At 30.4% G+C, this 26,902-nt stretch carries 26 protein-coding genes, 1 tRNA gene and 4 pseudogenes; 13 read left to right on the forward strand and 18 right to left on the reverse strand.

All coding sequences use genetic code 11. The features are described from left to right. Window positions 1-20 precede the first annotated feature (20 nt). The 8 genes from BST83_RS20745 to BST83_RS13495 all read right to left on the reverse strand — a co-directional run bounded on the left by BST83_RS20745 (window position 21) and on the right by BST83_RS13495 (window position 6,096). On the reverse strand, window positions 21-266 hold the full coding sequence (locus BST83_RS20745) for a hypothetical protein (RefSeq protein WP_240614757.1): 246 nt from the start codon (window positions 264-266) through the stop codon (window positions 21-23). A gap of 92 nt (window positions 267-358) precedes the next feature. Further along, window positions 359-688 carry a hypothetical protein gene (locus tag BST83_RS20750; RefSeq protein ID WP_240614758.1) on the reverse strand — a complete coding sequence of 110 codons (330 nt, stop codon included), beginning with the start codon at window positions 686-688 and terminating at the stop codon, window positions 359-361. Between the two features lie 394 nt (window positions 689-1,082). Beyond that, entirely contained in the window at window positions 1,083-1,583 is a 501-nt protein-coding gene (locus tag BST83_RS21490) for a hypothetical protein (RefSeq protein ID WP_367889166.1), read from the reverse strand. After that, on the reverse strand, window positions 1,580-3,868 hold the full coding sequence (locus BST83_RS13480; RefSeq protein WP_367889167.1) for a carboxypeptidase regulatory-like domain-containing protein: 2,289 nt from the start codon (window positions 3,866-3,868) through the stop codon (window positions 1,580-1,582). The genes BST83_RS21490 and BST83_RS13480 overlap by 4 nt, the downstream gene beginning before the upstream one ends. A 34-nt stretch (window positions 3,869-3,902) precedes the next feature. Next, window positions 3,903-4,775 carry a GLPGLI family protein gene (locus tag BST83_RS13485; RefSeq protein WP_104810244.1) on the reverse strand — a complete coding sequence of 291 codons (873 nt, stop codon included), beginning with the start codon at window positions 4,773-4,775 and terminating at the stop codon, window positions 3,903-3,905. 285 nt (window positions 4,776-5,060) lie between these two features. After that, the gene (locus BST83_RS20755) at window positions 5,061-5,288 is read right to left on the reverse strand and encodes a GLPGLI family protein (RefSeq protein WP_240614833.1); all 228 of its coding nucleotides are present in this window, start codon (window positions 5,286-5,288) and stop codon (window positions 5,061-5,063) included. Further along, on the reverse strand, window positions 5,197-5,727 hold the full coding sequence (locus tag BST83_RS20760; RefSeq protein WP_240614759.1) for a GLPGLI family protein: 531 nt from the start codon (window positions 5,725-5,727) through the stop codon (window positions 5,197-5,199). The genes BST83_RS20755 and BST83_RS20760 overlap by 92 nt, the downstream gene beginning before the upstream one ends. 3 nt (window positions 5,728-5,730) lie before the next feature. Further along, window positions 5,731-6,096 carry a hypothetical protein gene (locus BST83_RS13495; RefSeq protein ID WP_104810245.1) on the reverse strand — a complete coding sequence of 122 codons (366 nt, stop codon included), beginning with the start codon at window positions 6,094-6,096 and terminating at the stop codon, window positions 5,731-5,733. Window positions 6,097-6,904: 808 nt separating this feature from the next. Here BST83_RS13495 and BST83_RS20765 point away from each other — a divergent pair. From BST83_RS20765 to BST83_RS13510, 3 genes are read left to right on the forward strand one after another with little or no spacing between them, the layout of a single operon-like run. Further along, complete coding sequence (locus BST83_RS20765; protein ID WP_240614760.1) at window positions 6,905-7,771, forward strand: sensor histidine kinase; 867 nt, start codon at window positions 6,905-6,907, stop codon at window positions 7,769-7,771. After that, window positions 7,764-8,441, forward strand: coding sequence for a response regulator transcription factor (locus BST83_RS13505; RefSeq protein WP_104810246.1), 678 nt, complete (start codon window positions 7,764-7,766; stop codon window positions 8,439-8,441). Before BST83_RS20765 ends, BST83_RS13505 begins: the two co-directional genes overlap by 8 nt. 53 nt (window positions 8,442-8,494) lie before the next feature. After that, complete coding sequence (locus tag BST83_RS13510) at window positions 8,495-9,121, forward strand: deoxynucleoside kinase (RefSeq protein ID WP_302849489.1); 627 nt, start codon at window positions 8,495-8,497, stop codon at window positions 9,119-9,121. A 123-nt stretch (window positions 9,122-9,244) separates the two neighbouring features. On the opposite strand, the gene BST83_RS21495 is transcribed toward BST83_RS13510, so the two are convergent. Both BST83_RS21495 and BST83_RS13515 read right to left on the reverse strand, forming a co-directional pair. Beyond that, window positions 9,245-9,394, reverse strand: coding sequence for a mechanosensitive ion channel domain-containing protein (locus tag BST83_RS21495; protein ID WP_146092173.1), 150 nt, complete (start codon window positions 9,392-9,394; stop codon window positions 9,245-9,247). A gap of 15 nt (window positions 9,395-9,409) precedes the next feature. After that, on the reverse strand, window positions 9,410-9,571 hold the full coding sequence (locus BST83_RS13515) for a hypothetical protein (RefSeq protein WP_170062791.1): 162 nt from the start codon (window positions 9,569-9,571) through the stop codon (window positions 9,410-9,412). Window positions 9,572-10,150: 579 nt separating this feature from the next. Here BST83_RS13515 and BST83_RS13520 point away from each other — a divergent pair. From BST83_RS13520 to BST83_RS13550, 7 genes and pseudogenes are all read left to right on the forward strand, one after another. Then, window positions 10,151-11,014: a sigma-70 family RNA polymerase sigma factor gene (locus BST83_RS13520; RefSeq protein ID WP_104810249.1), complete on the forward strand. Its 864-nt coding sequence runs from the start codon at window positions 10,151-10,153 to the stop codon at window positions 11,012-11,014. Between the two features lie 210 nt (window positions 11,015-11,224). Then, window positions 11,225-12,244, forward strand: a pseudogene (locus tag BST83_RS13525) (carboxypeptidase-like regulatory domain-containing protein); the annotation flags it as partial. A gap of 103 nt (window positions 12,245-12,347) precedes the next feature. Next, complete coding sequence (locus BST83_RS13530) at window positions 12,348-13,391, forward strand: IS5 family transposase (protein ID WP_104810251.1); 1,044 nt, start codon at window positions 12,348-12,350, stop codon at window positions 13,389-13,391. Between the two features lie 372 nt (window positions 13,392-13,763). Beyond that, entirely contained in the window at window positions 13,764-15,332 is a 1,569-nt protein-coding gene (locus BST83_RS13535) for a TonB-dependent receptor domain-containing protein (protein ID WP_240614761.1), read from the forward strand. A 147-nt stretch (window positions 15,333-15,479) separates the two neighbouring features. Next, window positions 15,480-16,532, forward strand: a complete 1,053-nt coding sequence (locus tag BST83_RS13540) for a phytase (protein ID WP_104810252.1) — start codon at window positions 15,480-15,482, stop codon at window positions 16,530-16,532. Window positions 16,533-16,652: 120 nt separating this feature from the next. Beyond that, window positions 16,653-17,311 (forward strand): annotated as a pseudogene (gene rpe, locus BST83_RS13545) (ribulose-phosphate 3-epimerase). After that, the gene (locus BST83_RS13550; RefSeq protein WP_104810253.1) at window positions 17,312-18,682 is read left to right on the forward strand and encodes an exonuclease domain-containing protein; all 1,371 of its coding nucleotides are present in this window, start codon (window positions 17,312-17,314) and stop codon (window positions 18,680-18,682) included. On the opposite strand, the gene BST83_RS13555 is transcribed toward BST83_RS13550, so the two are convergent. Then, complete coding sequence (locus tag BST83_RS13555) at window positions 18,683-19,303, reverse strand: porin family protein (protein ID WP_104810254.1); 621 nt, start codon at window positions 19,301-19,303, stop codon at window positions 18,683-18,685. A 94-nt stretch (window positions 19,304-19,397) separates the two neighbouring features. Between BST83_RS13555 and BST83_RS13560 the strand changes: the two are divergent. Further along, a pseudogene (locus BST83_RS13560) lies at window positions 19,398-20,680 on the forward strand (FAD-dependent oxidoreductase). A 253-nt stretch (window positions 20,681-20,933) separates the two neighbouring features. Further along, a complete protein-coding gene (locus tag BST83_RS21500) occupies window positions 20,934-21,023 on the forward strand; it encodes a hypothetical protein (protein WP_146092195.1) in 90 nt (29 codons plus the stop codon). Window positions 21,024-21,609: 586 nt separating this feature from the next. On the opposite strand, the gene BST83_RS13565 is transcribed toward BST83_RS21500, so the two are convergent. The 3 genes from BST83_RS13565 to BST83_RS13575 form a co-directional block, all read right to left on the reverse strand. Continuing rightward, window positions 21,610-21,683, reverse strand: a tRNA-Arg gene (locus BST83_RS13565). 35 nt (window positions 21,684-21,718) lie between these two features. Continuing rightward, entirely contained in the window at window positions 21,719-22,171 is a 453-nt protein-coding gene (locus BST83_RS13570; RefSeq protein WP_104810255.1) for a GatB/YqeY domain-containing protein, read from the reverse strand. Between the two features lie 28 nt (window positions 22,172-22,199). Next, complete coding sequence (locus tag BST83_RS13575; RefSeq protein ID WP_104810256.1) at window positions 22,200-22,658, reverse strand: retropepsin-like aspartic protease; 459 nt, start codon at window positions 22,656-22,658, stop codon at window positions 22,200-22,202. 155 nt (window positions 22,659-22,813) lie between these two features. Between BST83_RS13575 and BST83_RS13580 the strand changes: the two genes are divergently transcribed. Further along, window positions 22,814-23,275: a Na(+)-translocating NADH-quinone reductase subunit F gene (locus BST83_RS13580; protein WP_104810257.1), complete on the forward strand. Its 462-nt coding sequence runs from the start codon at window positions 22,814-22,816 to the stop codon at window positions 23,273-23,275. A gap of 113 nt (window positions 23,276-23,388) precedes the next feature. Here the strand turns inward: BST83_RS13580 and nqrF are convergent, their stop codons facing one another. The 4 genes and pseudogenes from nqrF to BST83_RS13600 all read right to left on the reverse strand — a co-directional run bounded on the left by nqrF (window position 23,389) and on the right by BST83_RS13600 (window position 26,901). Next, window positions 23,389-24,699: an NADH:ubiquinone reductase (Na(+)-transporting) subunit F gene (nqrF, locus tag BST83_RS13585; protein WP_104810258.1), complete on the reverse strand. Its 1,311-nt coding sequence runs from the start codon at window positions 24,697-24,699 to the stop codon at window positions 23,389-23,391. Then, a complete protein-coding gene (nqrE, locus tag BST83_RS13590) occupies window positions 24,696-25,430 on the reverse strand; it encodes an NADH:ubiquinone reductase (Na(+)-transporting) subunit E (RefSeq protein WP_104810259.1) in 735 nt (244 codons plus the stop codon). The genes nqrF and nqrE overlap by 4 nt, the downstream gene beginning before the upstream one ends. Before the next feature lie 74 nt (window positions 25,431-25,504). Beyond that, on the reverse strand, window positions 25,505-26,152 hold the full coding sequence (locus tag BST83_RS13595) for an NADH:ubiquinone reductase (Na(+)-transporting) subunit D (RefSeq protein ID WP_104810260.1): 648 nt from the start codon (window positions 26,150-26,152) through the stop codon (window positions 25,505-25,507). 3 nt (window positions 26,153-26,155) lie between these two features. Further along, window positions 26,156-26,901, reverse strand: a pseudogene (locus BST83_RS13600) (Na(+)-translocating NADH-quinone reductase subunit C). Window position 26,902: the final 1 nt, after the last annotated feature.

Below are 26,902 nucleotides of genomic sequence, written 5' to 3' on the forward strand. Positions count from 1 at the left end.
TGAACGAAGTTATTACTTTTTTAGTGCATAGAAGTAACAGATTCTTCACGAATTTTTCTAATACTTTTCATCCTTGACCAAGCAATCTTGTGACGTTTTTTATACAACCACAAACAGCCTAAATCTAATAAAAAATAGAAGAAACTAATTCCACTTGGCGGATTATGACTTGGCAAGAAATCAAAAACTCCCCAAGCTGTAGTTGGCCATTTCCAGCATAAAAAATTGGTGCCAATTATTTCTAAATAGGCAACAGAAATATACATGGTTACATAAAAAAGACGTTCTCTTGGTTTGTTTCTAAGGATAAAGAGTGTGGCAATTGTTAATACAAAACCAAAAACATCATTTTTAAAAATTAAAAAATAGTGGCGTATATAAAAATGAAAATTGAAAAAAATTTCTCTAACTTTATTCTGTGTTTAATGATTGATTTTGCTTTCGAAAAATACAAAACAGCGACATACACTAAAGCGTGACCTGGAGGCACATAATGGGGCACATTTTCTAATCTGTACGTATACATTCCTAATCCAATTGACAACAAATATTCGCCCAAAACGGCAATGATTACGGCGGTAATCATTTGTTCTTTTACTCTTCTATTTACTTGTGAAAAAGCGATTAAAAACCCAATAAACATGCTAATATTAGCATAAAACTGAGCGTTTTCAGTAATTTTTATCATATAAAAACTATCTAAAAACAAACCAAAAAATATAAACAAAAAAAGAGCTCCCAAACTTTTAAAAGCAGCAATGAAGGGAGATTTAGTAGCTAATAAACTCATATCGTAAAAATAAGTAAACTAAATAAAAAATGGCTCAATAAAGAGCCATTTAATTATATTTAAAATCATTGTTGTTCGATAAAAGACTCAAGACCGCTTCACTTTTAGAACTAAGAAGGAAGACTAGATTCCTACTAGCTCATAAATAAATCTTAAAACGAAATTGTTTCCTTTATCGATAAAATTATTTTAAAAAAGCAAGGTCTCCTCTATAAAATTCGTATCTCTTTTATTTCAAAAAAGTTTATCAAATTAAAAATATTTTTAATCGGACACTACTTTAAAATAAATATTATAGTTGATAACGAACTCTTAAACTTAAAAATCTTGGTAAAATAAATCGTTCATTTATATTAAATGAAATAATATTTTGATTTACAGAAACCTCCGAACTTGTATCTAATAAGTTACTACCTACCAATTCGTATTCGAACTTGGCATCTCTATCTTTTCTGTAGGCTAAACTAGCATTCCAAATTTGAAACGAATTAATAACACTACCTTCTTCACGCGTTTCATTATAAGAAAAATCTGATTTTACGGTTAATGAATTCCAGATATAAGCATCAAAATTAATAGAAGGTGCATGCGATACTGTTTTTCTATCTTCTGCTCTTGCCGTGGTGCTTTGGTCATTAAAATTCAGATTATAGCGCAAACTTACATTGGGTGCTTTTATAAAATTAGTACCAATGCTTGAATTTAAACCTCGTGAGATGTTTTGATTTGTATTTTCTTTAAAATTGATAAATTGATAACTTTTAGTATATGAAAAATTACCTCCTAAACTCATTCTAATTTTTTAATTGTTTTACCGATACGCGCAAAAGCATTTAGATTCTCGTTATCTAAAGGCGAATTAAAATTTGTACTACTAGAAACTACAGAGTTTGGTTGAAAAATAGTATTTCTATTTACCTGATCTGCCGTTTTTGTGTAACTTACTCTTGCAAAAACATTACTCGCATTAAATAAGTTAAAGCTTCTATAGAATAAACTTAAATTATGCAAACTAGCATTCACTAAATCTGAGTTTCCTGCAAAGAAAGAGTTATAACTATTTGCCACAATACCTCTGGCAATTTGATTTACATCTGTAAAGTTTACCTCTTCTTTGTAAGTAAAGGTTAAACTTTCACTTGTTTTAAACTGCGCAACAACTTGAAATTCTGGTAAAAATTTCTCAAATTTATCCTTAAAAAATTCTGTACCATATTGAGTATTATTCGAATTATAAGAATGTAATGTAAAACCTGGAGTGAATGTGAAAATACCATTTTTTAGTCGATATCTTACTCCTGCATAAATATCTGTAAAGTTATATTCTGTGTCGTTCGTAGTTTTATTATAATCTCTATTTGGATTTGGATTTGGGACTGGATCAGGAATAACATCTGGACTTGGATCTAGGACAGCACCATTATCCAAAAGTTGATAAAAGCGAGAATTAAAGTTTTGAGTGCTCAAAATCGTACCTGCAACAAAGTTTAAATTACTTTTTTTATTTAAAATATAGTAGTAATCTAGCTTGGCATCTAATTGATTTGATTTTACACGTCTATCTTGTTCTAAGTCGTAATAGGTTAAATTTCTATCTAAACCTAAAGCTATTGCAGCATCATCAAAACCATCTCTATCAGTAAGATTTGGTTCATTATTATTATTGGGATCATTTTCTAAAGAAGCAATATAAAAAGGATCTTCATCTTGTAACAAATGTTTTACTTCTAAAGCAAAAATATTGTTCTCGTTTGCTGTATAAAAATAACTTAAATCTTGATTTATAGTAAATGGAGTTGAACTTTCGTTTTGAGTAATATCACTTAAAACAAATGAATTGACAGCATCCGTTTTAAACTCATTAGAAAAACGACCAGCCACATTATAGTTTAATTGATTCCTAAAATCTTTTTTATAGGCTGTGCTAAACTTAAATAAACCTGTATTGCTTGTTTGACTTGTTTGATTATCAACAATGTCATCTAGAGTATTTGGATCTACATAATCAATATTCTTAATATTTCTTTGTCCGTTGCTATTACCAGACCAAATTAAAAAACCGCTTACATCCAGTTTAGGATTTGGCGAATAACTAAAGTTTAAAGCACTTAGCTTTGTTTCAATTCTATTTGCATTTCTTGCACCTGCGTTTAAGAAACCGATTCCTGCATCTGCGATATTTATGTTTGTTCCGTTTGATGGACTCTGACTTTGAAAGCTTCCTCCAAAACCTCTAGCATCATTTCTACTTAAAACAACATCGCCAATATTATTTAAATCACCAATAAAATTTAAAGTGTATTTAGGTGAATAATAAAATAATTTTGGTTGAAATAAATACAAACCAGTATCTCCAGAATCTCCTGCACCACCCGTAACATCTCCAAACCAAAAATTCTTTTTACCTTCTTTTAATTTGATGTTTATTGCAACTCGGTCTTGATTACTTTGAACACCGCTTAACTGACTTACATTAGAGTAATTTCTTAAAACCTGAATTTTATCTACGGCACTAGAAGGTATATTTTTAGACGCTAATTTAGTGTCACCACTAAAAAACTCTTTACCATCTATCATTATTTTTTCTACTTTTTTGCCCTCCACTTCTATCTCTCCTGCGGCATTAATTTCTACTCCTGGTAGTTTTTTTAAAACGTCCTCAAGTTTACGTTCTGTACCATTTTGAAATGAATCTGCATTATAAATAATCGTATCTCCTCTAACAGTAACTGGCATTTTAGAGACAATATTAATTCCGTCTAAAGAGTTATCATATTTTAAAATGATATTTTTAACAATATCCTCAGACTTCGTTTCTAAAACAAAATCTGCCGATTTCATACCAACATAACTTATTTTTACATCAAAAGTAGCGTTTACACCAAGCTCTAATTTGTAATTTCCTTTTGCATCTGTAAATCCATAAGAAGCCATTTTTTTTGTAACTTTATTGATCGCTAAAACATTTGCCATTTCTAAAGGTTCACCAATACTATCTTTAACAACACCGCTTAGTTTAAGTTGAGCATTCATAATAAATGTAACCATAAAAATGGGTAATAGTAGTAATTTTTTCATCTATAAAATTTGATTTATTTTTTGTTTCTGAATACTAATTTCTTCCTCTACTTCCTCTACCACCTTGAAAATTCTGTCTCATTTCTTCCATCTTAGTTTTAACGGTTTCGTTATACTTCTCTCTCGTAATTTCTTTTCCTTTTGATGGTGCTTCTATCACCTCTTTTTCTGATGGATTCAAAATAATTTCTGTGCATAGAATTGTAGTTCTACCTGAATTAATTTCTAAGATTAAACCTGGCAAACCCCAATGTTCACCTGGACCATTATTAACCGGTATTTGTGGTGTGTACCAAGCAACAACTTCTATTTGTTCTGGTCTTTCGAATTCTTCAGAAACTTTTACAACATTAGATGAGTCTTTTTTTGCTTCACCTTTTTTATCTTCATCATTTCCTCTTCTTCTCATGTTCGTCCAATCTGTAGGATCGGCATCTTGCATTAAAGTAGCTTTAAAACAAGTATAGTTTCCTATTTGTTTGGTCTCGCTTCCTAATTCCCATTTAGGAGTCTCCATTTTATCAGAAACTAAAAACTTTTTACCAAAAAACTCTGTCTCTTCTAGCGCTATTAGATCTTTTGTGTTTTTATATTCCACAGAACTACCCGCCATCATAGCCATAAATCCAGAACCTCCTCCGGCCGTTGGCGACGCTAATTGTTCATCCTGCTTATAGATAGATGAAGTTTTATCAAAAGATAATATGAATGTTTTTTCTAAGATAGATTTCATTCTGTCTGCAATTTCTTTTTTTCTAGCTTCCGTCATTTGTCCTCCTCCACGACCGCCAAAACTGCTCATATCCATGGTCGTTTTAGACATATAGATTGCTTTTCCTTGAAAATCTTTTTGTGCAAATGTGGTAACCGTTAAAAATGCTATAAATAGCGTAAAAATTGATTTCATAAATTTTGTTTTAGTTTTCGTCAAAAATAATCTTATTATATAACGTTAGACTTTGGAAAATTAAAAAGTTACATGGGCTTTTTAAACTTTAACAAACTTTAACAAAAACTAGCCTCCCATCTTTATGTTAATACCATTTCCTATATCCATACCATTTCTACTTTTCATTTTCTCCATCAATTCAGCGTTTTTTTCTTTCTGAATTTTTGAGTATTTTTTTAAAGAAACTACCTTTCCTTTTGTTGGTTCTTCAATCTTGTCTGCATTTTCTGGATTTAAAATAATTTATACACAAACAATCGTGTTTTTACCGTCGTTAATTTCTAAAATTAAACCAGGTAAACCTTGGTAATCTTTAGGACCATTACTTATCGCTATTTGAGTGGTATACCAAGCAGTAGTAACAATCGTTTCTTTATTTTTAACTTCTTTCGTTTCTCCATTTACAATGCTCATAGTTGTATTCTCTATTTCTTTTGTATACGTAGCTTTGTAACATGTATAAGTCCCTATGTTTTTTTGTTTCTGATGACAATTCCCATTCATACTCTTTTAATTTATCTTTTACTAGAAAAGCTTTTCCTTGAATTTCAGTTTTATTGGCAAACCTTTTTTGTTGAATATTTTTATAATAAATAGCTGTACTTACTGAACCTCCCAAAGAAATCATATTAATTCCATTAGAACCAATTTTTGTCTTTGGCCCTTCTAACTTTTCTTCTTCTTTATATATAGAAGTAGTTTTATCAAAATTTAAAATGAATGTTTTTTGATTCATTTTTTGCAATCTGGCTTCAATCTCTTTTGTTTGTTGCTCTGACATTGTTGAATTTTCTGTGCCAATTTTAATATTCGATTTTCTACTGGTTTTATAAATCGCTTTTCCAGAAAATTCTTGCGCAGTTATAGTAGCTACTATAAAAAATGCAAGTGCTGTTATTATTGTTTTCATGACTTATTTATTTTGATACCCTTTTGAAATTCTAATTAATGATTTAACTGTTTTCTTTGCGCTTATGATTAAAGAGTCTAAATTTTTAGTTGGACCAGAAACCGTCAAGGAACCTTTAAATTTATTTTTTGACTCTTTTAAATCAATTTCAAAACTAAGTGCTACTTTTTCTTCTGGACTATTTTTGTCAAAAATACTTTTCACATCTTCCCAAACAATACTTTCTAAATCCTTAATCGAGCTAGAAGAAAATTTTAACGAGGTAACTTTAGTTACTATATCTTTGAAATAGGTTGCATCTGTTTTTTCTTCTTGTCCGTATATAAATATTGAAAGGGTTAACAAAAATAAGATTAGTATTTTTTTCATAAAGTTTGATTTTAAATTCTTTACAAAGATGAACCTAATACATCCTTTGCTTAGTTAATAAGTGTTAACGAGTGTTAACTGTCTCTTTTTATCATTTTTACTACCTATATTTGAATTATGAATACCAAAAGATATCGTTGGCTTTTTTACTTTATTACGGCTACAATTATAGCTACAATTGCCGTGCAATTTTATTGGAATTACAATAATTACCAAGAAAACAAAGAGTTACTAATGAAATTCAGTTAAGTTTAGACAATGCTATTGAAGAATATTATGCCAAATTAGCAAAAGAAGAAGTTACAACCATTATTGATTATAATAGAATTAAAGAAAACGTTAACGCTAGTAAAAACATAAAATTTGATTCTATTTTTAAAACCTCTAAAAGCTTTCAAAAAATTAAATCTCTCGTAAAAGAAGATACTTCCTCAGCAAAACCAAAATTTAAAATCACCAATATTTCTATTTCTTCGGATTACAAAAATGATGCTAAAAAAACAGATTCAATTATTAAAGAATTAACAAAAGAGATCAATCCAAAAAGCATAAAAAGTGTTCATGCTTTTAAAAATAATCAATCTCATAAAAAAGAGAATTTAAAATATTTTACGGGGCAAAAAGCTGCTGACAGTTTAAAATTAATCAATAATTTAAAACCAATTGTAATCTCCATAACATCTACTTTTATAGAATACGACCAATTAGATTCTTTGATTACAAATCAGTTACAACAAAAAAAATTACTATAGATTATACACTTCAACATTTTAAAAATGATACTATTTCTTTCACTTCTCAAGACTCATTGTTTTCTAAAAAGTTAGTAAAAAGTATTTCTTCAAAATCTACGTATTTAAGAAAAGGCGAAAAATTTAAATTACTTTTTAACAACTCTAATTTAGAAGCTCTAAAAAGAAGTTCATCAGGAATTTTATTATCACTTTTAATTATCTCGTGCTTATTTTATTTATTAAAAATCATCAATCAGCAAAAAGACTTAGCCGCTATAAAAAACGATTTAATTAGTAATATTACCCACGAATTTAAAACACCAATCGCAACTGTTTCTGCAGCCATTGAAGCACTTGAGAGTTTTAATGTTTTGGTGGATCAAGAGAAAACTAAAAAGTATTTATCCATGTCATCAATCCAATTAAAAAAATTGCATCAAATGGTTGAAAAATTATTGGAAACTGCGACTTTAGATAGTGAACAATTACTTTTAGAAAAAGAAACTATTGATGTTGTTGAGTTAACTGAAAAGCTAGTTAGCAAGCATAAATTAATAAGCAAAAATAAAGAGTTGATTTTCTCTACAAATTTGCAACCTATTTATATTCATGTTGATGTTTTTCATTTTGAAAATGCAATTTCTAATCTAATTGATAATGCTGTTAAATACGGTGGAAATCAAATTGAAATTAATATCAACTCGGTTTTAAGTTCGACAGAAATCACCATTGCCGACGACGGAGACGGAATTGAAAAAAATCAGCAAGAAAAAATATTTGATAAGTTTTACAGAGTTCCAAAGGGAAATACGCATGATGTAAAAGGCTTCGGAATTGGGTTGTATTACTGCAAAAAAATCATCGAAAAACATAAAGGAACTATTGCACTTTCATCAGAAAAAAAGAAAACAATTTTTAAAATAACCATCCCTAATGAATAAGATAAAAGTAGTATTGGCAAAAGATGAAGCCAGTTTAGGGATGATTGTAAAAGAAAGCTTAGAATCCCGAGATTTTATTGTTTTTCATGCAGAAAATGGCGACGAAGCTTTTGAAATGTATCAAAAAGAAAAGCCAGATGTTTTGGTTTTAGATGTGATGATGCCAAAAAAAGACGGATTTACCTTAGCCAAAGAAATACGTTTAGAGAACAAGAAAATTCCGATTTTATTTTTGACTGCAAAATCACAAACTGTGGATGTTTTAGAGGGTTTTAATCATGGTGGAAATGATTATTTAAAAAAACCTTTTTCGATGGAGGAATTGATCGTTAGAATAAAATCTTTACTAAACAGAATCGAACTAAAAACAAATATTGACACTATTAAAATAGGAGAATACTCCTTTAATTTAACCAAACAAACACTCGAATATACATCCGAAATTGCGCAACTTACACATAGAGAAGCGCAACTAGTTTTTCATCTATTTGAAAAGAAAAATGAAGTTTTAGACAGAACTTTTATTTTAAACAAACTATGGGGAAGTGATGATTTTTTCAACGCCAGAAGTATGGATGTATTTATTAGTAGACTTCGAAAAAAATTAAAAAAAGACAATACACTGCAAATTATAAATATAAGAAGCTTCGGATATAAATTAATTTGTTAACCATTTCGTAACTATATTTTTTACTACCTTTATCGTCACTTTTTAATTTTACAATTTTTAAACATATGCACGTTGCAATTGCAGGAAATATTGGTGCTGGTAAAACCACACTAACTCAACTTTTAGCCAAACATTATAGATGGAAACCTCATTTTGAATCTGTTGATGAAAATCCTTATTTAGACGATTTTTATGCAGAAATGGAACGGTGGTCTTTTAATTTACAAGTTTATTTTTTAAACAGTCGTTTTCGTCAAATTTTAGAGTTGAGAGAATCTGGTAAAAATATTATTCAAGACAGAACCATTTATGAGGATGCACACATTTTTGCACCTAATTTACATGCAATGGGCTTAATGACAAATAGAGATTACGGCAATTACAGCTCTTTGTTCGATTTAATGGAAAACTTAGTTTCTCCTCCAGACTTATTAATTTATTTACGTGCAGATATCTCAACTTTAGTTGGGCAAATTCACAAACGCGGTAGAGAATATGAAAACTCTATAAGTATCGATTATTTAAGCAGATTGAATGAACGTTATGAAGCTTGGATCACCACCTATACAAAAGGGAAATTACTAATTATTGACGTTGATAATTTAGATTTTGTTACAAATCAAGAAGATTTAGGCTATGTTATTGATAGAATAGATGCTCAAATAAATGGTTTATTCTAAGAGATATAACCGATATAACTGCTATAAAAAAGTAAAGAGACCGTGAAAACGGTCTCTTTTTTCGTGACAAAATCACTCATGATAGGAAGTCCCCCAACTTTCTATCAAATCTTTAATTGAGTTTTAGCTCAAAATTTCAATTTTGTTATGTACAATTTCCTTAATAGGAATTATAACTGTTTTATTTTCTGATGATAAAAATACAGATATGTTATTTATAGATTCTATATCACCTTCAAAATTATCTAATTTAATCTTATCACCAACTTGCAAGTTTTTTCTAGAATACTAACTAAATAATAATCTTTTAATTACATCTGTAGATCCTAGACCAAAAGCTAATGCAAAAGCCAACAAGATTGATACAAATATAATAGATAAATTGTTAGTAATCAAATCTGTTTCAACATTTGCTTGATTTAATGCAGTAATACTTGAAACTATTGCCATGACATAAAAAACAATATTCCCAACTAAGTTACCTACCGTTAATTCTAAAGATGAAAACATCGATGAGATCGCCTTTCTTTCTTGTTATAATCATTTCTTTGTACATAATTTACACAGAAATTATAGATAAATGAATACAACCAAGCAGAAAACTTAGAGTTTCATTTTAGTTTTACGAATAATTGAATAAAAACATCATGTGTTAAATCTTCTGCCTCCTCTTTATTATTAGAGAAACCATGACATTTATTATAAGCTACTCTAGAAAACCTATCCTAAAAAACAGCAAACAATTGTGAGTTGTTTGTTTCTATTATTTTAAAGACTAAATCTTCATCAGATAATTTTTGTACGCAACTATTTTTCAATACCTCTAATATTTTGGACACAAAATAATTATTTAAGTCACATTTTTTTATTTAAAAAGATAAACTGTTACAATTCATCGTCAGAAAGTCTAATTTTTACTTTTAAGAAAAAATAAAATATTTTTTATTTTTTTGTAACATTTATATAAGTTCTTGCGTATAAAGAATTGTAGCTATTACAATAATACTTTAAAAAGTTATAGAGAATTAGATGAGACAACTTAAGATTACCAAGCAGGTTACTAACAGAGAAACTGCATCATTAGACAAATATTTACAAGAAATAGGAAAAGTAGATTTAATTACTGCTGATGAAGAAGTAGAATTAGCACAACTTATTAAAGCTGGTGATCAAAGAGCATTAGAAAAATTAACAAAAGCCAATTTAAGATTTGTTGTATCTGTTGCAAAACAATATCAAAATCAAGGATTAACGTTACCCGATTTAATTAATGAAGGTAACTTAGGTTTAATTAAGGCTGCAAAACGTTTTGATGAAACTCGTGGTTTTAAATTTATATCTTACGCCGTTTGGTGGATTCGTCAATCTATCTTACAAGCTTTAGCAGAACAATCTAGAATTGTACGTTTACCGTTAAATAAAATTGGTTCTATCAATAAAATTAACAAAATGTATGCGTTCTTAGAACAAGAAAATGAAAGACCTCCAAGTCCAGAAGAAATTGCTAAGAAACTAGACATGACAGTTAATGACGTAAAAGAATCTATGAAGAATTCTGGCCGTCACGTATCTATGGATGCGCCTTTAATTGAAGGTGAGGATTCAAATTTATACGACGTTTTAAACTCTGGAGAATCTCCAAACCCTGATCGACAATTATTACACGAATCATTAAGAATCGAAATTAATAGAGCTTTAGAAACATTAACTCCGCGTGAGGCAGATGTTGTAAAACTATATTTTGGTTTAGGAGAACACCAACCAATGACTTTAGAAGAAATTGGTGAAACGTTTGATTTAACAAGAGAACGTGTTCGTCAAATTAAAGAAAAAGCAATTAGAAGATTAAAACATACATCTAGAAGTAAAATTTTGATGACTTATTTGGGATAAACTTCAAATCCCTTATTTTTAATTACTTAAAAAAACCTTGGTTACTTTCCAAGGTTTTTTTATTTAAATTAACTTTTAATTGGCTTTAATTTAATAAATGAGGTGCTTTTTAAACACGTTATTAATATGATTTAATTATTAATTTAATCTACAATTAACAAGTAAAGATAAAACCTATCATAATATTGTGGTAAAAAAACTAACAAAATTATGAGGAATTTAGTATTATTTTTATCAATTATTTTTTCGCTCTACAGCAATGCTCAAGGAAAAGGAGTTATTTCTGGAAAAGTAACCGAAAATGAAAGTAACTTTTCTTTACCTGGTGCAACAATTAAATTAACAGGAACAAATAAATACACCACTTCAGACATCAATGGAGATTTTGAATTTTTAAATGTTACTGAAGGAACCTATCAACTAGAAATAACCTATATAGGTTATCAAAAATTCTCTAAAGAAGTAGAAGTTGAAGCTAGAAAAAACACTCAAGTTTCATTAGTGCTTTTACCAGGAACAGAAGAATTATCTGAAATTGTCATTATGAGTGATCGTTTAAGAGGTCAAGCAAAAGCTATTAACAAGCAAAAAACAAATCAAAACATTACCAATGTTATTTCTTCAGATCAAGTAGGTCGTTTTCCTGATGCAAATATTGGAGACGCCTTAAAACGTATTCCAGGAATCACCATGCAAAATGACCAAGGTGAAGCCAGAAATATAATTATTAGAGGTTTAGCACCAGCTTTAAACTCAGTTACTTTGAATGGAAATCGAATTCCGTCAGCAGAAGGAGACAACAGAAACGTACAAATGGATTTAATTCCAGCTGATATGATATCAACAATTGAAGTAAATAAAACATTAACTTCTGATATGGATGCTGATGCAATTGGTGGTTCTGTAAATTTAATAACTAGAGCTACTCCAAATGGACAAAGTATTTCAGGAACTTTAGCAGGAGGTTATAGTCCAATTAGAGATCATGGAAACTATACAGCAGGATTTGTTTACGGAGATCGCTTTTTAGACAATAAACTTGGAATGGTGCTAAGTTCATCATACAACAATAATACTTTTGGGTCTGACAATTTAGAAGCAGCTTGGGTAAAAGGAAGAAATGATCAAGTTTATATTGAAGAATATGATATTAGAAAATATGACGTAAAACGTATCAGAAGCTCTTTTGCTTTTGCTGCTGATTATAAATTTAATGAAAGTAACACTATTTAAGACCGTTGCAAGGAAGTACCTAATAAAAAGCACAAAAATAACACGTAATTATTTATGTTAAATATATGATTGTAAGTATATTAAGTTGTAAATTTAGTGTATGAAAATACAAAAACAACCAACTTTAGCCGATAGCATTTGTGATTTACGAGCAAGAAAAATTAAAAAGACATTTTTCACCCAAATAAACACCCTTATCGATTGGGATACGATCTCTATCCTAATAAATAATGATTATTTAAAAGGAAAAAGTGCTACTGGCAAGCCTTCTTATGATGGGACATTACTTTTTAAAATGTGTCTTTTACAAAGTTGGTATGGTTTAAGCGATTATGAAGTTGAAGACCGAATAAATGACAGTCTTTCCTTTAGTTATTTTTGTGGGATGACCATTGAACAGGTTGCTCCAGATCATAGTACTTTAAGTAGGTTTAGAACCGCATTAACCAAAACACAAACCTTCGAAAAATTATTTACCTCCATAAACAAACAGCTAGAAGCACATAATATCATTGTAAAAACAGGTTTAATAATAGACGCTAGTGTAATAGATACGCCACTTAGACCAAAAGGAAAAACAAATTTTAAGGTAACCGAAGACCGCTTTGCAGACCAAGTAGAAGTACACAAAGAATATCCAAATAGTGTCGATAAAGAGGGTACTTGGTTAAAGAAAAGAGGAAAGTACCATTTTGGGTTTAAAAAGCATCATGTAACGGATAACGAAGGACTTGTTCTAGGAGTACTAACCACAACTGCCAGCAAAAATGAGATTGCAAATTTGGAGGAAGTTCTAGAAACTGTAAATGTGGTATTACCAAAAGACATCCCTCTAAAGGCAGATAAAGGGTACCAATCAAAGAAAAATGTTGCGATTTTAAAGAAGCGTAATTTAAAGAATCATATCCTTAAAAAGGCGGTAAAAAATAAACCGTTAACAAAATGGGAAACTAGATTCAATAAATTAATAGGAAAAACAAGGTTTAAAGTTGAACGTACTTTTGGAGGAATAAAATTATGGTTTAAAGGTGGAATTGCAAGATACAGAGGGATGAAAAAAATGCATACACAAAATTTGATGGAGGCAATGTGCTACAATTTATATCGAAGTCCAGGGATATTTGCGTCTAATTGTAAAAATTAAGGAAAAATGAAGCCTAAAAAAGGCATTTACTCACTTAAAATAGAAAAAAAATAGCATAATCGATGTTTTAGCTAAAAAAAAGGGAACTCTAAAAAGTAAAATTAATTAAGTTCGCTTTTTGCAACGGTCTTTATTTACTTTAATGCCATTTACAATTCTAGAGATGATTTAGAAAATCGTTATCGTGCCAGATATAGAGGAATTAAACCTGTTTATGGTGCCAATGATAATATTATTGCATACACAGGAGATGTTCGAAGACAAACAAAAGGTGGAATTGATGATAAGAAAAACGAAAACAGACGTTTAGAAAGACAAACTGTTCAAAATTATGCTATTGGAGGGGAACATTTATTAAGTTCGAAATTAGATATGGATTGGTCTGTAAACTATGCAAAAGCTGCGGAAGACAGACCAAATGAGAGATATATTGAATTTCAAAATAAAGGACTTGACTTAGATATGAATTTAAATAACTCAAGATTTCCATTAATAACAGGTATTAACGATAATTCAGTAAGTAATTTTAGCTTAAGAGAAATAACTGATAATTTCAATTATACTGATGAAACTGAACTTGGAGTGAAATTGAATTTTAGAATTCCTCTTTCATTCGTAGAAAATCAAAAAGGAAGACTACGTTTTGGAGCTAGAATGAGAATTAAAGACAAACAAAGAGACAATATTTTTTACGAATATAGCCCTATTGCAGCTTTTGGAAATTTAAATACGATTGCAAATTCATTTTATAGTGGAGAAAATTGGCAAGTAGGTTCTCAATATATAGCTGGAACATTTGCAAGCGCCTCATACTTAGGTGGTTTAAATTTAAATAATTCAGCTCTTTTTGATAAAGAAGCAATCCCGGCAGAATATCTTGGTTTAAACTACCAAGCAAGTGAAAATATTTATGCCTCTTATCTAAGATGGGATCAAGATTTTAACGATAAACTTTCTATGATTGCTGGTTTACGTGTTGAAGTTACTGATATCGATTATACTGCAAACTATGTTTTAGATGAAAATGAATTAATTGGAGAAATTAATAATACGAACTCTTACACTAATCTTTTACCAAGTATTTCTTTTAAATACAATGGAGAAAAAGATTGGGTTTACAGAGCTGCATTTACAACCTCTTTAGCAAGACCAGATTATTATGCGTTAACTCCATTTATTAGCGTTGTTCCTGACGATGATTCTGAAATTGCTGCAGGAAATCCTAATTTAAATGCAACTTTTGCTTATAATTTTGATTTAATGATTGAAAAATATTACAAATCTGTAGGCTTACTTTCTGGAGGTGTTTTTTATAAAAAATTAAACGATTTTATTTATACGTATCGTGATAATCAATATACAAATGCAAAATTTGCTACTGATTTTCCAAATCAAATAAATCCAATCCCTACAACAAACCCTGGAAACTGGTCTTTAAATCAACAACGTAACGGTGAAAGCGTAAATGTTTACGGATTTGAAGTTGCTTTTCAAAGACAGCTAGATTTTATTCCAGGCAAATTTTTCAAAGGATTAGGTCTTTACGTAAACTATACATATACAGATTCTGAAGCAAAAGGAATCACAAATTCTGATGGAGATGAAAGAGCAAATGTTACACTTCCAGGAACTGCTCCTCACATGTTTAACAGTTCATTATCTTGGGAAAACAAAAAATTCTCAGCACGAGTTTCACTAAATTACGCTGCAGATTATTTAGATGAATTGGGTGGAGACGAATTTGAAGATAGATTTTATGATCGTCAATTATTTGTAGACGCAAATGCATCCTATAAATTAACAAGTAAGTTAAGAATTTTTGCTGAAGCAAACAATTTAACAAATCAGCCTTTGCGCTATTACCAAGGTATTAGTTCTAGAACAATGCAAGTAGAATATTACCAAGCACGTTTTAACTTAGGTTTAAAATTTGATTTATAATTTTATGTTTATTAAATTTATAAAAAAGAAAACGGGTCATTTCCCGTTTTCTTTTTTATATTAATTTTCTTTAAAATTTACAATTCGAAAAAAAATTAAAACCCTCTTTTAAACAAAAAAATAATTTCAATTAAACTAATTTGAAACATGAAAATCATTTACAAAATTGTTCTTGCAAGTTTATTATTAATTTCTTGTAAAGACAAGTTAGCTCCTGTTGCAAAAAATGCTTTAAAACCAAGTATTATAACACAACCAACACCTCATGATACTGATGATCCTGCAATTTGGATTCATCCAACGGATCCTAAAAAAAGTTTGATTATTGGCACAGACAAAGAAACTGGTGGTGGATTATATATTTATGATTTAGAAGGGAAAATTGTAAATCAATTTACAAATATGGGCCGTCCTAATAATGTTGATATTGCTTACGGATTAAAAATTGGTGATCAAAAAATAGATATTGCTGTAACAACTGAAAGAGAGAAAAAAAGGATTCGAATTTTTTCTTTACCAGATTTAAAACCAATTGATAACGGTGGTATTGAAATTTTTGTGAATGAAAAAGACAGAGATCCAATGGGAATTTCACTATACACAAGACCTTCAGACAGTGCTATTTTTGCTATTGTTGGCAGAAAATTTGGCCCTTCAGGTTCTTATCTTTGGCAATACCAATTATCTGCATCAGAAAACAACAATGTAACTGCTAAATTGGTTAGAAAATTTGGTAAGTTTAGTCAAAAAAAAGAAATTGAAGCAATTGCTGTTGACAACGAAATGGGATTTGTTTATTGTTCTGATGAACAATCTGGAATGAGAAAATATTATGCAGATCCTGCTAAAAATGACAATACCGAATTGGCTTTTTTTGGTCAAAATGATTTTAAATCAGACAATGAAGGAATTGCAATTTATAAAAAAACGGATACAACAGGATATATTTTGATATCTAATCAACAAAAAAACACTTTTTTAGTGTATTCAAGAGAAGGCTCTAAAAAGAACATCAATGAACATCAAAAAATTGCTGAATTTCCAACGTCAACGATTGAATGTGATGGGGCTGATGTAACATCCATAAATTTAGGCACAAAATTTCCTGATGGATTATTTGTTGCCATGAGTAATGGAATGACTTTTCATTTTTACGATTGGCGAATCATTCAACAACAAATTGATTTACAACAGAAATAAATTTAAAAAATCAAACTATTTAAAAACCTCGATAAATTATCGAGGTTTTTTTTATCACATATTTTCTTTGCTAACATTCTAAACTTTACCTTTGTGAAACTTAAAACTTAAAACTTTACGATGAAAACTTCTTTAATAGCTCCTTCAATTTTAGCAGCAGATTTCGCAAACTTACAACGCGATATAGAAATGGTTAACAATAGTGAAGCAGATTGGTTTCATATTGATATTATGGACGGCGTTTTTGTACCCAACATATCTTTTGGAATGCCTGTTTTAAAAGCGATAACTAAACACGCTACAAAACCAATTGACGTACATTTAATGATCGTAAATCCAGATCAATACATAGAAACTTTTGCTGCTTTAGGCGCTAATATTTTAACAGTGCATTATGAAGTTTGTAATCATTTACACAGAACTATTCAAGCAATAAAAGCTGCCGGAATGAAAGCCGGAGTTGCTTTAAATCCACATACACCAGTTGCTGTTTTAGAAGATATTATTGCCGATTTAGATTTGGTTTGTATCATGAGTGTAAATCCTGGCTTTGGGGGCAATCTTTCATAGAAAACACCTACAAAAAAATTAGTCAGTTAAAACATTTAATTGAGTTTACAGCTTCTGATTGCCAGATAGAAATTGATGGTGGTGTTACAGACTTAAACGCAAATAAATTAATAGAAGCTGGTGCAAATGTGCTAGTTGCGGGTAGTTATGTTTTTGGTTCTGAGGATCCAACAGGAACTATTGCAAACTTAAAAAATAGTATAGAATAATTGTTATATACAGTTGTAGACATAGAAACCACAGGAAATGGATATAAAAGTTCTAAAATAACCGAAATATCCATTTTTGTTTTTGATGGCAAAGTTGTGGTTGATGAGTTTACATCACTAGTAAATCCTGAGCAAAATATTCCTACATTTATAACCAATCTAACGGGTATTACAAATGCCATGGTTAGAAATGCCCCTAAGTTTTATGAAATTGCAAAAAAAATAGAAGAACTTACCAAAGACACTATTTTTGTAGCACACAATGTTAATTTCGATTACAATATTATTCACGAAGAGTTTAAAAATCTAGGTTTCGATTTTAAACGAAAAAAACTATGCACTGTTCGGTTGACTAGAAAAATTATCCCTGGTTTAAACTCCTATAGTTTAGGGAATATTTGTACATCAGAAAACATCCCAATAAACGGAAGACACAGAGCAAAAGGAGATGCAGAAGCAACTACAGAATTGTTTCGAAGATTAATAGAAAGAGATGATAATTTTACGATCAATTCTTTTTTAAATCTAAAATCTAGACAAGCTACATTGCCACCTCTTTTAGACAAGGTTGTTGTAGATAAATTACCTGAAAAACATGGTGTTTATTACTTTAAAAACGTAGCCAAAGAAGTTATTTATATTGGTAAAGCGAATAATATAAAGCAGCGCGTAATCAGTCATTTTTACGATAAAAAGAAAAAAGAACAAACAATGTGCTTAGAAACTGCCGATATTTCCTTTACAAGAACAGGGAGTGAGCTATTGGCACTATTGTTAGAATCATCCGAAATAAAACATATTTACCCCAAATTTAACAGAGCACAAAGAAGAGCAGGAGAAGCCATCGGATTATTCTCCTATGAAGATCAAAAGGGAATTATACACTTGGCATATAACAGACTTAAATTGGCGCCAAATGCCATCATGAAATACTATTCTGTTGCAGAATGTAGAACACATTTAGAAGCTTTGTGTGAAACGTTTCAACTCTGCCCTAAATACTGTCATTTGCAAACCAACATGTCTAGCTGTTTTCATTATCAATTAAAAGAATGCAAAGGTATTTGCTGCGATAAAGAAGAAGTTGAAGCCTATAATAAAAGAGTAAAAGAAGCTATCAAATCTATAGGAATTGGGGCAGAAAACTTAGTCATAAAAGAAAAAGGAAGAACTAAAAACGAAATTGGCTTTGCACTCATTTTAGACGGAATCTACAAAGGGATTGGCTATTTAGATGCGTCTCAAGATGCAGCTTTAGAAAATCCTGAGGACTATCAATTTTTTGTTGAACCAAAAAAAGATAACAGAGATATTCAAAGAATCATCGCTTCTTACCTAAAGAAAAAGTCCTTAAGTATTAATTCTTTATAATTAAATCTTGTAGTTTAATCCAATTTGAAAAACGCTATTAAAATCATCATGTTTATATTCACCACTATCAAATTCTCTATTTAAAATATCTGTCAATCCAAATAAGTACTTCGCTTCAATACTTAATTTTTTAAATATTTTATATTGAATTGAAGTTGCAATACCTGCGTCGAAATCACTATAATTATTTTCATCTTCATACAAATAATCGTCCACATGAACCAAGTACCCTACATAACCACCTGCTCCAATAAAAAAATTTTTTAATAATTCGAATTTAATTCTGAAGGGTAAATTAATTTGATTTACTTTATCGTATTGCCGTCCTCCATCGTGCATAAAATAAAATGAGCTCCCTTGTAAAGAATATTGCAGTTGAATATTTAATAAGAAATTATACTCTTTTACAATGTTAATAGGAAATTCTATACTTCCTCCGAAAAAATACGCCGTTCGAGGATCCAAAGATACTCGTGAATGATTTCCATTGTGATTTACGGATGATTTTAAGTTCGAAATATTGATTCCTCCATAAATTTCATACGTTAGTGACTGACTAAAGGATTTATTAAAAAGTACCAATAGAAAAATAAATAGAAATTTTGTTTTTGTAATTCTCATAACAAAACAAACATAGTGCTAAAAATTACTTTAAAAAATATTTTGTTTTGTAATCATTAAAAAATCAAGTATTATATTTGTAAAATTTTCGTTCATGGAGAAATCAGCATATAAAATACATATTATTGGAGCAGGAATTAGTGGTTTAATTGCGGCTCAAATTTTAGAAAATCATGGCTATCACCCAACAATTATAGATGCCTCTGCGACTGTTGGTGGTCGTGTAAAATCTGATATTGTGAATGGATATACTTTAGATCACGGATTTCAAGTGCTACTTACTTCCTATCCTGCAGCAAAAAAATATTTAAACTATGAGGCTTTAGATTTACAAAAGCTTTTACCTGGAGCAACACTCTTTAAAAACGGAAAAGCACAAACTATTGGAGATCCGCTCCGAAACTTGTCTTTATTATTTCCAACGTTACTTTCCAAGGTCGGAACGCTTTCTGATAAAGTAAAAATTTTAAAGCTTAATACGCTTTTAAAAAAAAGAAAATAACTGCTATTTTTAAAACTGAGGAGAAAACAACACTTCAATATTTAAAAGACTTTAGTTTTTCTGATGAAATAATTAAAGATTTTTTCACGCCTTTTTTTAGTGGAATTTTTCTAGAGACCGAATTAGAAACTTCTAGCAGAATGTTTGAATTTGTCTACAAAATGTTTGGTAATGGTTTGGCGGTAATTCCAAAAGAAGGAATGCAAGCAATCCCCAATCAATTAAAAAGTAACTTAAAAAACACCCATTTTAAATTTAATTCCCCTGTAAAAGAAGTAAAAGATAAGCGTATTATTTTAGAAGATGAAAGTATTTTAGAAAGTAATATTACCATTATTGCAACAGATGCTAGTGCTTTAATTTCAAACTTAAAGAACCAGGAAACGGATTGGAAAAGCTGCAATACCTTATATTTTGAAACTAAAAAGAGAGCAATAAATAAACCTTTAATTGGGTTAATATGCGATGACAACATGCTAGTTAATAATATTTTTTATCATACGAGTGTTGCAACTTTAAACAAAACAGGAAAGGAGTTATTGTCTGTAACAGTTGTTAAAAGGCATCAATTAAATGAAAAAGATTTAATTGATAAAGTGGTGGAAGAACTCCATTCTAAATGTAATATTTCTGATATCTCTTTTTTAAAGAGATATCAAATTAAAAAAGCATTACCTATGTTAACGAACCTTCAATATGAAATTTCTAGCACAGAAACTAAATTAAAATCTACTATCTTTTTAGCTGGAGATCAATTACTAAATGGTTCTCTAAATGCCGCTATGATTGCTGGAGAAAGAGCTGCTATGGGTGTTATTCAAACTTTAGAAGACGGTTCAATTACAGACGAATTAACTTCTGAATATTCTTCATAAAAATTCTAGTTTTATTTAAAAAATATGGGCTAAATACGGGCTAAAATAAATATTATTTAGTATTACTTTTGGAAAAAAGGAATTCATATTATAATGAATAAAGCCCTTATTTTTTTTGCTCTTTTTTTAGTTTATCACTCTTTTCACAGAATGCATTTAAAGTTAAAATAGATAAATTAAATAAGGAGTTTCTATTCATATAATTATAAAAATATTTAGTTCAGTGAGTAAAGATTAACAACCAACCTTTTCTATAAATGCAGAAGACTTAAGCAAAGGAGTTTATATATTGAGAGTTTCTTCTTACGAAAATAGCTCTGATTTAAAATTTATAAAAAAATAACTCAATTGAAAAAGGAGATTTAACTTAGTAAAAAAAACCTCAATATACTTAAAATTTAAGAGTTGAGGTTTTTATTCTTACAATTAAACTCTAAAATTATCAGTAACCATCTTCTTTATTTTTCTATTCAATAATTTTAAAGCATTATAGCTCGTATGCCCTAAAACAATTACAACTAAATCATCTTCAAAATACATTTAACACGCTTTAGTAGCTCGGTAGCTCATTTATACTCAATTCCCATTTTATCGAAGGAAATATCCAGCATAAAAAAAGGAGAACCAATTCCAATTAATTAATTCTCAAATTTAGCAATCCAGAAGGGATTATCACATAATCTCAACAAAGCTCGGTAGTTTAAATGGAAAGTCAAAATCATAAATTTTTAGTTTTGTTTCTGCTTAAAAACTCAAATAAATTTGATTCTCCATTAAAAGCAAAAAGCCTGCAATTATGCAGACTTTCTATTCTTAAGTGACCACGAAGGGATTATTTCATGATCCCTTAAAGCTCCGCTTTGAAAATAGCCCAAACAAAAAAACGCCCAAGCAAGCTTGCATTTTTTCTTAATTGCACTATTTATTCGTGACCACGAAGGGATTCGAACCCCCAACCATCAGAGCCGAAATCTGATATTCTATCCAGTTGAACTACGCAGCCATTATACTATTTTGGCAAAGGTAAGAATCTATACTTTAACTCATCAAATTCTTTTTCACCAAAGTAGCAATTACTTTTCCATCTGCTTTGGCAGATAACTCCTCCGAGACAGCACTCATAACTTTCCCCATGTCTTTCATTCCAGAAGCTCCCATATTATTAATGGTTGCTAACACAACTACTTCTACTTCTTCTTCAGACAATGCTCTTGGTAAAAATTGTTCTAAAACAGTAATTTCCGCCAATTCTGGATCTGCCAAATCTTGTCTGTTTTGCTGTATAAAAATAGCGGCACTGTCTTTTCTTTGCTTTACCTGCTTCTGAATAATTTTTATTTCTTGCTCTTCCGTTAATTCTTCTTTAACTCCTGTTTCTGTTTTGGCTAATAAAAAAGCAGATTTTACAGCTCTCAGAGCTTGTAAAGCAATGGTATCTTTTGCCTTCATTGCTTCTTTCATTTTATCCATTACCTGTGTTTGCAAACTCATTTTTTTTATGTTTTCTGTTTATATTAATTTATTTTCTGTCCTTTTTCATTTTTTTCAGATACAGAATATTGTTAGGATAATCTATAAATGCTTTCCCTTTATGTAAAATATCTGCTCCAATAATTCCATGAACCTCGTTTGCATTATGCTGTGTTAAAGCAGTATTTACATGCGATAAATTAAACAAAACTAAATGACATTTGTTTGTTTTCCAATTGCCAATTTTAAGTTTATTATTTTCTGATTGCTGCGTCTCCATATCTATAGCTCCTGCCCCAGCAGCCTTGGTTTCGCTTTCTTGGGCATCTAACTTAAAATATGCAATCCTATCTAGACCAACACAAGAGTTAGAAGCGCCAGTATCCAAAATAAACCGACCTTTAACTCCATTTATTTTAGCTTTTAATTCTAAATGATTAGTGGCAATCTTCTTTAATTTAATTTTAATATAGCTATTCTTTCTTAAAATTTTCTGAATCCTTTTCATTCTAGAAATTGAGTTCTCAAAAATACGCCTTAATCATTTAAAAAAAATATCTAGGGCCGTGTTATTTAATATTATTCTAAATATAAAGGATTCATAAACGAATTTGCACTAGTTATAAATAATCAGTACTTTTATGTAAGATAAATTAGTTACTGATGAAAACAACAAAAAGACTAGAAGCTGCATTGATAAAGCTATATAATGCCTACCATGCTAACAGATTAAATCCCGAAGATTGCACAGCATGCGCTGTTGGTAATATTCTTGACAATCATGATAGTTGGAAACATTTATCAGATCAACATGGTTCTTTAAAATTGAATTATGTTGGTAATGTGCATCAAAATCTAGGAAGAAAATTTAACGGGTATTCGCCCCAAGAAATCCTACAAATTGAGAAAGTATTTTTAGAATCTTGCGGATTTAAAACTCCTTTATGTCATTATAACGCTAAACCTAAAAGCCCAACGTCACAAGAAGTTTTGTTTGATGGCTTATGCAACGTTGTTGAATTATTGTGTAATTTAGATGGAATTCCTTATATACTAGACTACTCGAAACTATTTGAACAAGAAGATGGGGAGCCTGTCTATCATTTAGAAACTTTTTTAGTATAGTACGTCTTCTATCGGACCATACATCGTACAATAAAAAAACCGATTCAAAATTGAATCGGTTTTTTACATTATTTATTTTACATGCTGCTGAAATAAATTCAGTATTGTATAGGCTATCCACCAAAGTCATCAAAACGAATATTCTCGTCTGCTAAACCAAAATTTTCACCCATTTTTTGAACAGCATTGTTCATTAACGGTGGTCCACAAAAATACAGTTCTAAGTCTTCTGGTGACTCATGATGATTTAAATAGTTTTCAATTACACAATTGTGAATGAATCCCATAAAACCGTCTCCAGTTTCATCATTAATGTCTGTTTTAACTTTCCAGTTATCAGTTTCTAAAGGATCAGATAATGCAATAAAGAATTTAAAGTTTGGGAAATCTCTTTCTAATGCTCTAAAGTGATCTATATAGAATAATTCTGCTTTAGAACGCCCTCCATACCAGTACGTTACTTTTCTACCTGTCTTTAATGTTCTGAATAAATGATACAAGTGAGAACGCATTGGCGCCATACCTGCTCCACCACCTACATATAACATTTCTGAATCAGACTCATTTATAAAGAATTCTCCATAAGGCCCAGAAATAGTACATTTATCACCTTTCTTTAAACTAAAAATATAAGAAGATGCTACTCCAGGATTTACATCCATCCATCCGCCTTTTGCTCTATCAAAAGGTGGCGTAGCAATACGTACATTTAACATAATTTCTCTTCCTTCTGCTGGATAAGAAGCCATAGAATATGCTCTTTCAACAACTTCAGTATTTTTCATTACTAATGGTCTCAGTTTAAACTTATCCCATTCTGCTTTAAATTTATCCGGAGTATCGTGCTCTTCTGGATGTGCTGTAATATCCATGTCGGCAAACTTAACTTCACAAGGAGGAATTTCAATTTGAATATAACCACCTGCTTTATATCCCATATCTGCGGGGATTTCCACCACAAATTCTTTAATAAATGACGCTACATTGTAGTTTCTTACAACAACTGCGTCCCATTTTTTAATTCCGAATACTTCTTCCGGAATTGTAATGTTCATGTCCTGTTTTACTTTTACTTGACATGCTAAACGAATTCCTGTTTTTAACTCCTTCTTCGTAAAATGAGGCGTTTCTGTTGGCAATGCCTCTCCTCCACCTTCTAAAACATGGCATTCACACTGTACACAGGATCCACCACCACCACAAGCTGACGGTAAAAATATTTTCTCGCCTCCTAATGTAGTTAAAAGTGTGTTTCCAGAACCCACTACTATTTTCTTTTCTCCATTTATTGTAATTGTTACGGGACCTGATGGAGATAATTTTTGTTTTACAAACAATAATAACGACACTAATAAAAGTGTTATTAATAAGAAAGCTGCGACTGTTGCAAAAATGGTTCCTGTTGTACCTGCTGCTAATATCATTCTTCTACTAATTTTATATTTGTATTTTCAGCTACAATTTCTTTAGCTGCTTTTTTTACTTCCTTTTTTTCAATGTTAGCTTCTACTTTTGGTTTTTCTGTTACCGGTTCATCGCCGCCTGTTAACATTCCTCCAAAACTCATAAAACCAATTGCCATTAGTCCTGTAGTAATAAAGGTAATTCCTAATCCTCTTAATGCAGGAGGAACGCTTGAATAACGGATCTTCTCACGAATTGCTGCAATCGCTAAAATAGCTAAAAACCAACCAATTCCAGAAGCAACACCGTACGTAAGCGCTAACCCTAACGAAGGAATTTCACGAGATTGCATAAATAAACTTCCTCCTAGAATAGCGCAGTTTACCGCAATTAAGGGTAAGAAAATTCCTAGGGAATTGTATAGTGCAGGTGAAAACTTTTCTACAATAATCTCTACTAATTGCACCATGGTTGCAATCGTTGCAATAAACATAATAAATGATAAGAAACTTAAATCGTATTGTGCATATTCCGCACCTAACCAAGATAATGCGCCTTCTTGTAAAATATACTGATCTAACAACCAGTTTAAAGGCACAGTTACTGCTAATACAAAGATTACTGCAGCTCCTAAACCAACAGCAGTAGCAACTTTTTTAGACACAGCAAGGTAAGAACACATCCCCAAGAAGGTTGCGAAAACCATGTTGTCTATAAATATCGATTTGAAAAATAATTCTATATGTTCCATATTTTTATAGTTTTTAGTGGTTAGTTAATAGTGGTTAGTACTAAATACTAACAACTATTAACTAAAACCTAAATTTAATTTTCTTCTATTAATGAATTGTTTTTAGAACGTTGAATCCAAATGATGATTCCAACCACTATTAATGCCATCGGTGATAACAACATAAATCCGTTATTTTCGTATCCTAGCGCATATAATCCTGTTTTTTCTATTGGATCTCCTAAAACTTTAAATCCTAATAAAGTACCAGAGCCTAAAAGTTCTCTAAAGAAACCAACAATAATCAAGATTAAACCGTAACCAGCTGCATTTCCTATTCCGTCTAAGAAAGATCTCCATGGTTTATTTCCTAAAGCAAAAGCTTCAAAACGTCCCATAATAATACAGTTTGTTATAATCAATCCCACAAAAACGGATAGTGTTTTACTTAATTCGTAAGCAAAAGCTTTTAAAACTAAATCAACAATAATCACTAAAGCTGCAACAACAATAAGCTGCACAATAATTCTAATTTTTGATGGAATAACATTACGTAATAATGAAATTACTACGTTACCAATAGCCAAAACTGCCATTACCGATATGGCCATTACAATAGAAGCTTTTAACTCTGCTGTAATTGCTAGTGCCGAACAAATACCTAATACCTGAATTGTAATAGGATTGTTATCTGCTAATGGATCTGTAAGTAATGCGGTATCTTTTTTTGATAAAAGTGCCATAAATTATTTTTTTAATGAATTAAAATAAGGTACGTATAATTTTAAATCAGATTTTATCATCGTAGAAACTCCATCACCAGTAATGGTTGCACCAGCAATTGCATCTACTTCATAATCTGTTTTATCTTCGTTCTTAGGGTCGTTATTTCCTTTGGCAACAGTAATTCCTTTAAAATTTCCTGAATCAGACATTAAATGTTCCCCAATAAAATCATCCATAAAGAAACGTTGTGTGATGTTTGCTCCCAAACCAGGTGTTTCTCCTTTATGATCAAAATAAGCTCCTTGAATCACCATATTCTCATCCATAGAAATATACCCCAAATAGCATCCCATAAACCTTTTCCATAAATTGGCGCAACATAAAATGTCTCACCATCCTTTTCACCAACGAATAAAGGCAACTTTCTTACCTGACCAGATTTTGCATTTACTTTTTGCTTTTTAATATCAATTAGATATGCATCTTCGTTTTCAGATATTTTATCACCTTCAATTACCAATTGTTTTTTAATATATTTTTGAAACTCTTGACCTGCCACATTTGTAGAAACAAAGTTAGCATTAGACGCGTCATTTTCATTTACACCCATCGCATACAAAATATTTTGCTGCTTTTCTATTCTCTCATTTTCTTTAATTGTAGGCTTTAAAGACGATGCTAAAAAGGCTAATAAAGAGCCAACAATTAACACCATTATCACAGCGAAAATCATCGTATAACCATTACTATCTGTTCTCTTACTCATA

Origin of the sequence: Polaribacter filamentus (assembly GCF_002943715.1) — a bacterium.
GTDB lineage: Bacteria > Bacteroidota > Bacteroidia > Flavobacteriales > Flavobacteriaceae > Polaribacter > Polaribacter filamentus.

Bases quoted from the DNA above. Each gene is read 5' to 3' on its own strand.
- BST83_RS20745 (WP_240614757.1), bottom strand. From the start codon at position 266: ATGTATATTTCTGTTGCCTATTTAGAAATAATTGGCACCAATTTTTTA.
- BST83_RS20750 (WP_240614758.1), bottom strand. From the start codon at position 688: ATGATAAAAATTACTGAAAACGCTCAGTTTTATGCTAATATTAGCATG.
- BST83_RS21490 (WP_367889166.1), bottom strand. From the start codon at position 1,583: ATGAGTTTAGGAGGTAATTTTTCATATACTAAAAGTTATCAATTTATC.
- BST83_RS13480 (WP_367889167.1), bottom strand. From the start codon at position 3,868: ATGAAAAAATTACTACTATTACCCATTTTTATGGTTACATTTATTATG.
- BST83_RS13485 (WP_104810244.1), bottom strand. From the start codon at position 4,775: ATGAAATCAATTTTTACGCTATTTATAGCATTTTTAACGGTTACCACA.
- BST83_RS20760 (WP_240614759.1), bottom strand. From the start codon at position 5,727: ATGAAAACAATAATAACAGCACTTGCATTTTTTATAGTAGCTACTATA.
- BST83_RS13495 (WP_104810245.1), bottom strand. From the start codon at position 6,096: ATGAAAAAAATACTAATCTTATTTTTGTTAACCCTTTCAATATTTATA.
- BST83_RS13505 (WP_104810246.1), top strand. From the start codon at position 7,764: ATGAATAAGATAAAAGTAGTATTGGCAAAAGATGAAGCCAGTTTAGGG.
- BST83_RS13515 (WP_170062791.1), bottom strand. From the start codon at position 9,571: ATGGCAATAGTTTCAAGTATTACTGCATTAAATCAAGCAAATGTTGAA.
- BST83_RS13520 (WP_104810249.1), top strand. From the start codon at position 10,151: ATGAGACAACTTAAGATTACCAAGCAGGTTACTAACAGAGAAACTGCA.
- BST83_RS13530 (WP_104810251.1), top strand. From the start codon at position 12,348: ATGAAAATACAAAAACAACCAACTTTAGCCGATAGCATTTGTGATTTA.
- BST83_RS13535 (WP_240614761.1), top strand. From the start codon at position 13,764: ATGGATTGGTCTGTAAACTATGCAAAAGCTGCGGAAGACAGACCAAAT.
- BST83_RS13540 (WP_104810252.1), top strand. From the start codon at position 15,480: ATGAAAATCATTTACAAAATTGTTCTTGCAAGTTTATTATTAATTTCT.
- BST83_RS13555 (WP_104810254.1), bottom strand. From the start codon at position 19,303: ATGAGAATTACAAAAACAAAATTTCTATTTATTTTTCTATTGGTACTT.
- BST83_RS13570 (WP_104810255.1), bottom strand. From the start codon at position 22,171: ATGAGTTTGCAAACACAGGTAATGGATAAAATGAAAGAAGCAATGAAG.
- BST83_RS13575 (WP_104810256.1), bottom strand. From the start codon at position 22,658: ATGAAAAGGATTCAGAAAATTTTAAGAAAGAATAGCTATATTAAAATT.
- BST83_RS13580 (WP_104810257.1), top strand. From the start codon at position 22,814: ATGAAAACAACAAAAAGACTAGAAGCTGCATTGATAAAGCTATATAAT.
- nqrF (WP_104810258.1), bottom strand. From the start codon at position 24,699: ATGATATTAGCAGCAGGTACAACAGGAACCATTTTTGCAACAGTCGCA.
- nqrE (WP_104810259.1), bottom strand. From the start codon at position 25,430: ATGGAACATATAGAATTATTTTTCAAATCGATATTTATAGACAACATG.
- BST83_RS13595 (WP_104810260.1), bottom strand. From the start codon at position 26,152: ATGGCACTTTTATCAAAAAAAGATACCGCATTACTTACAGATCCATTA.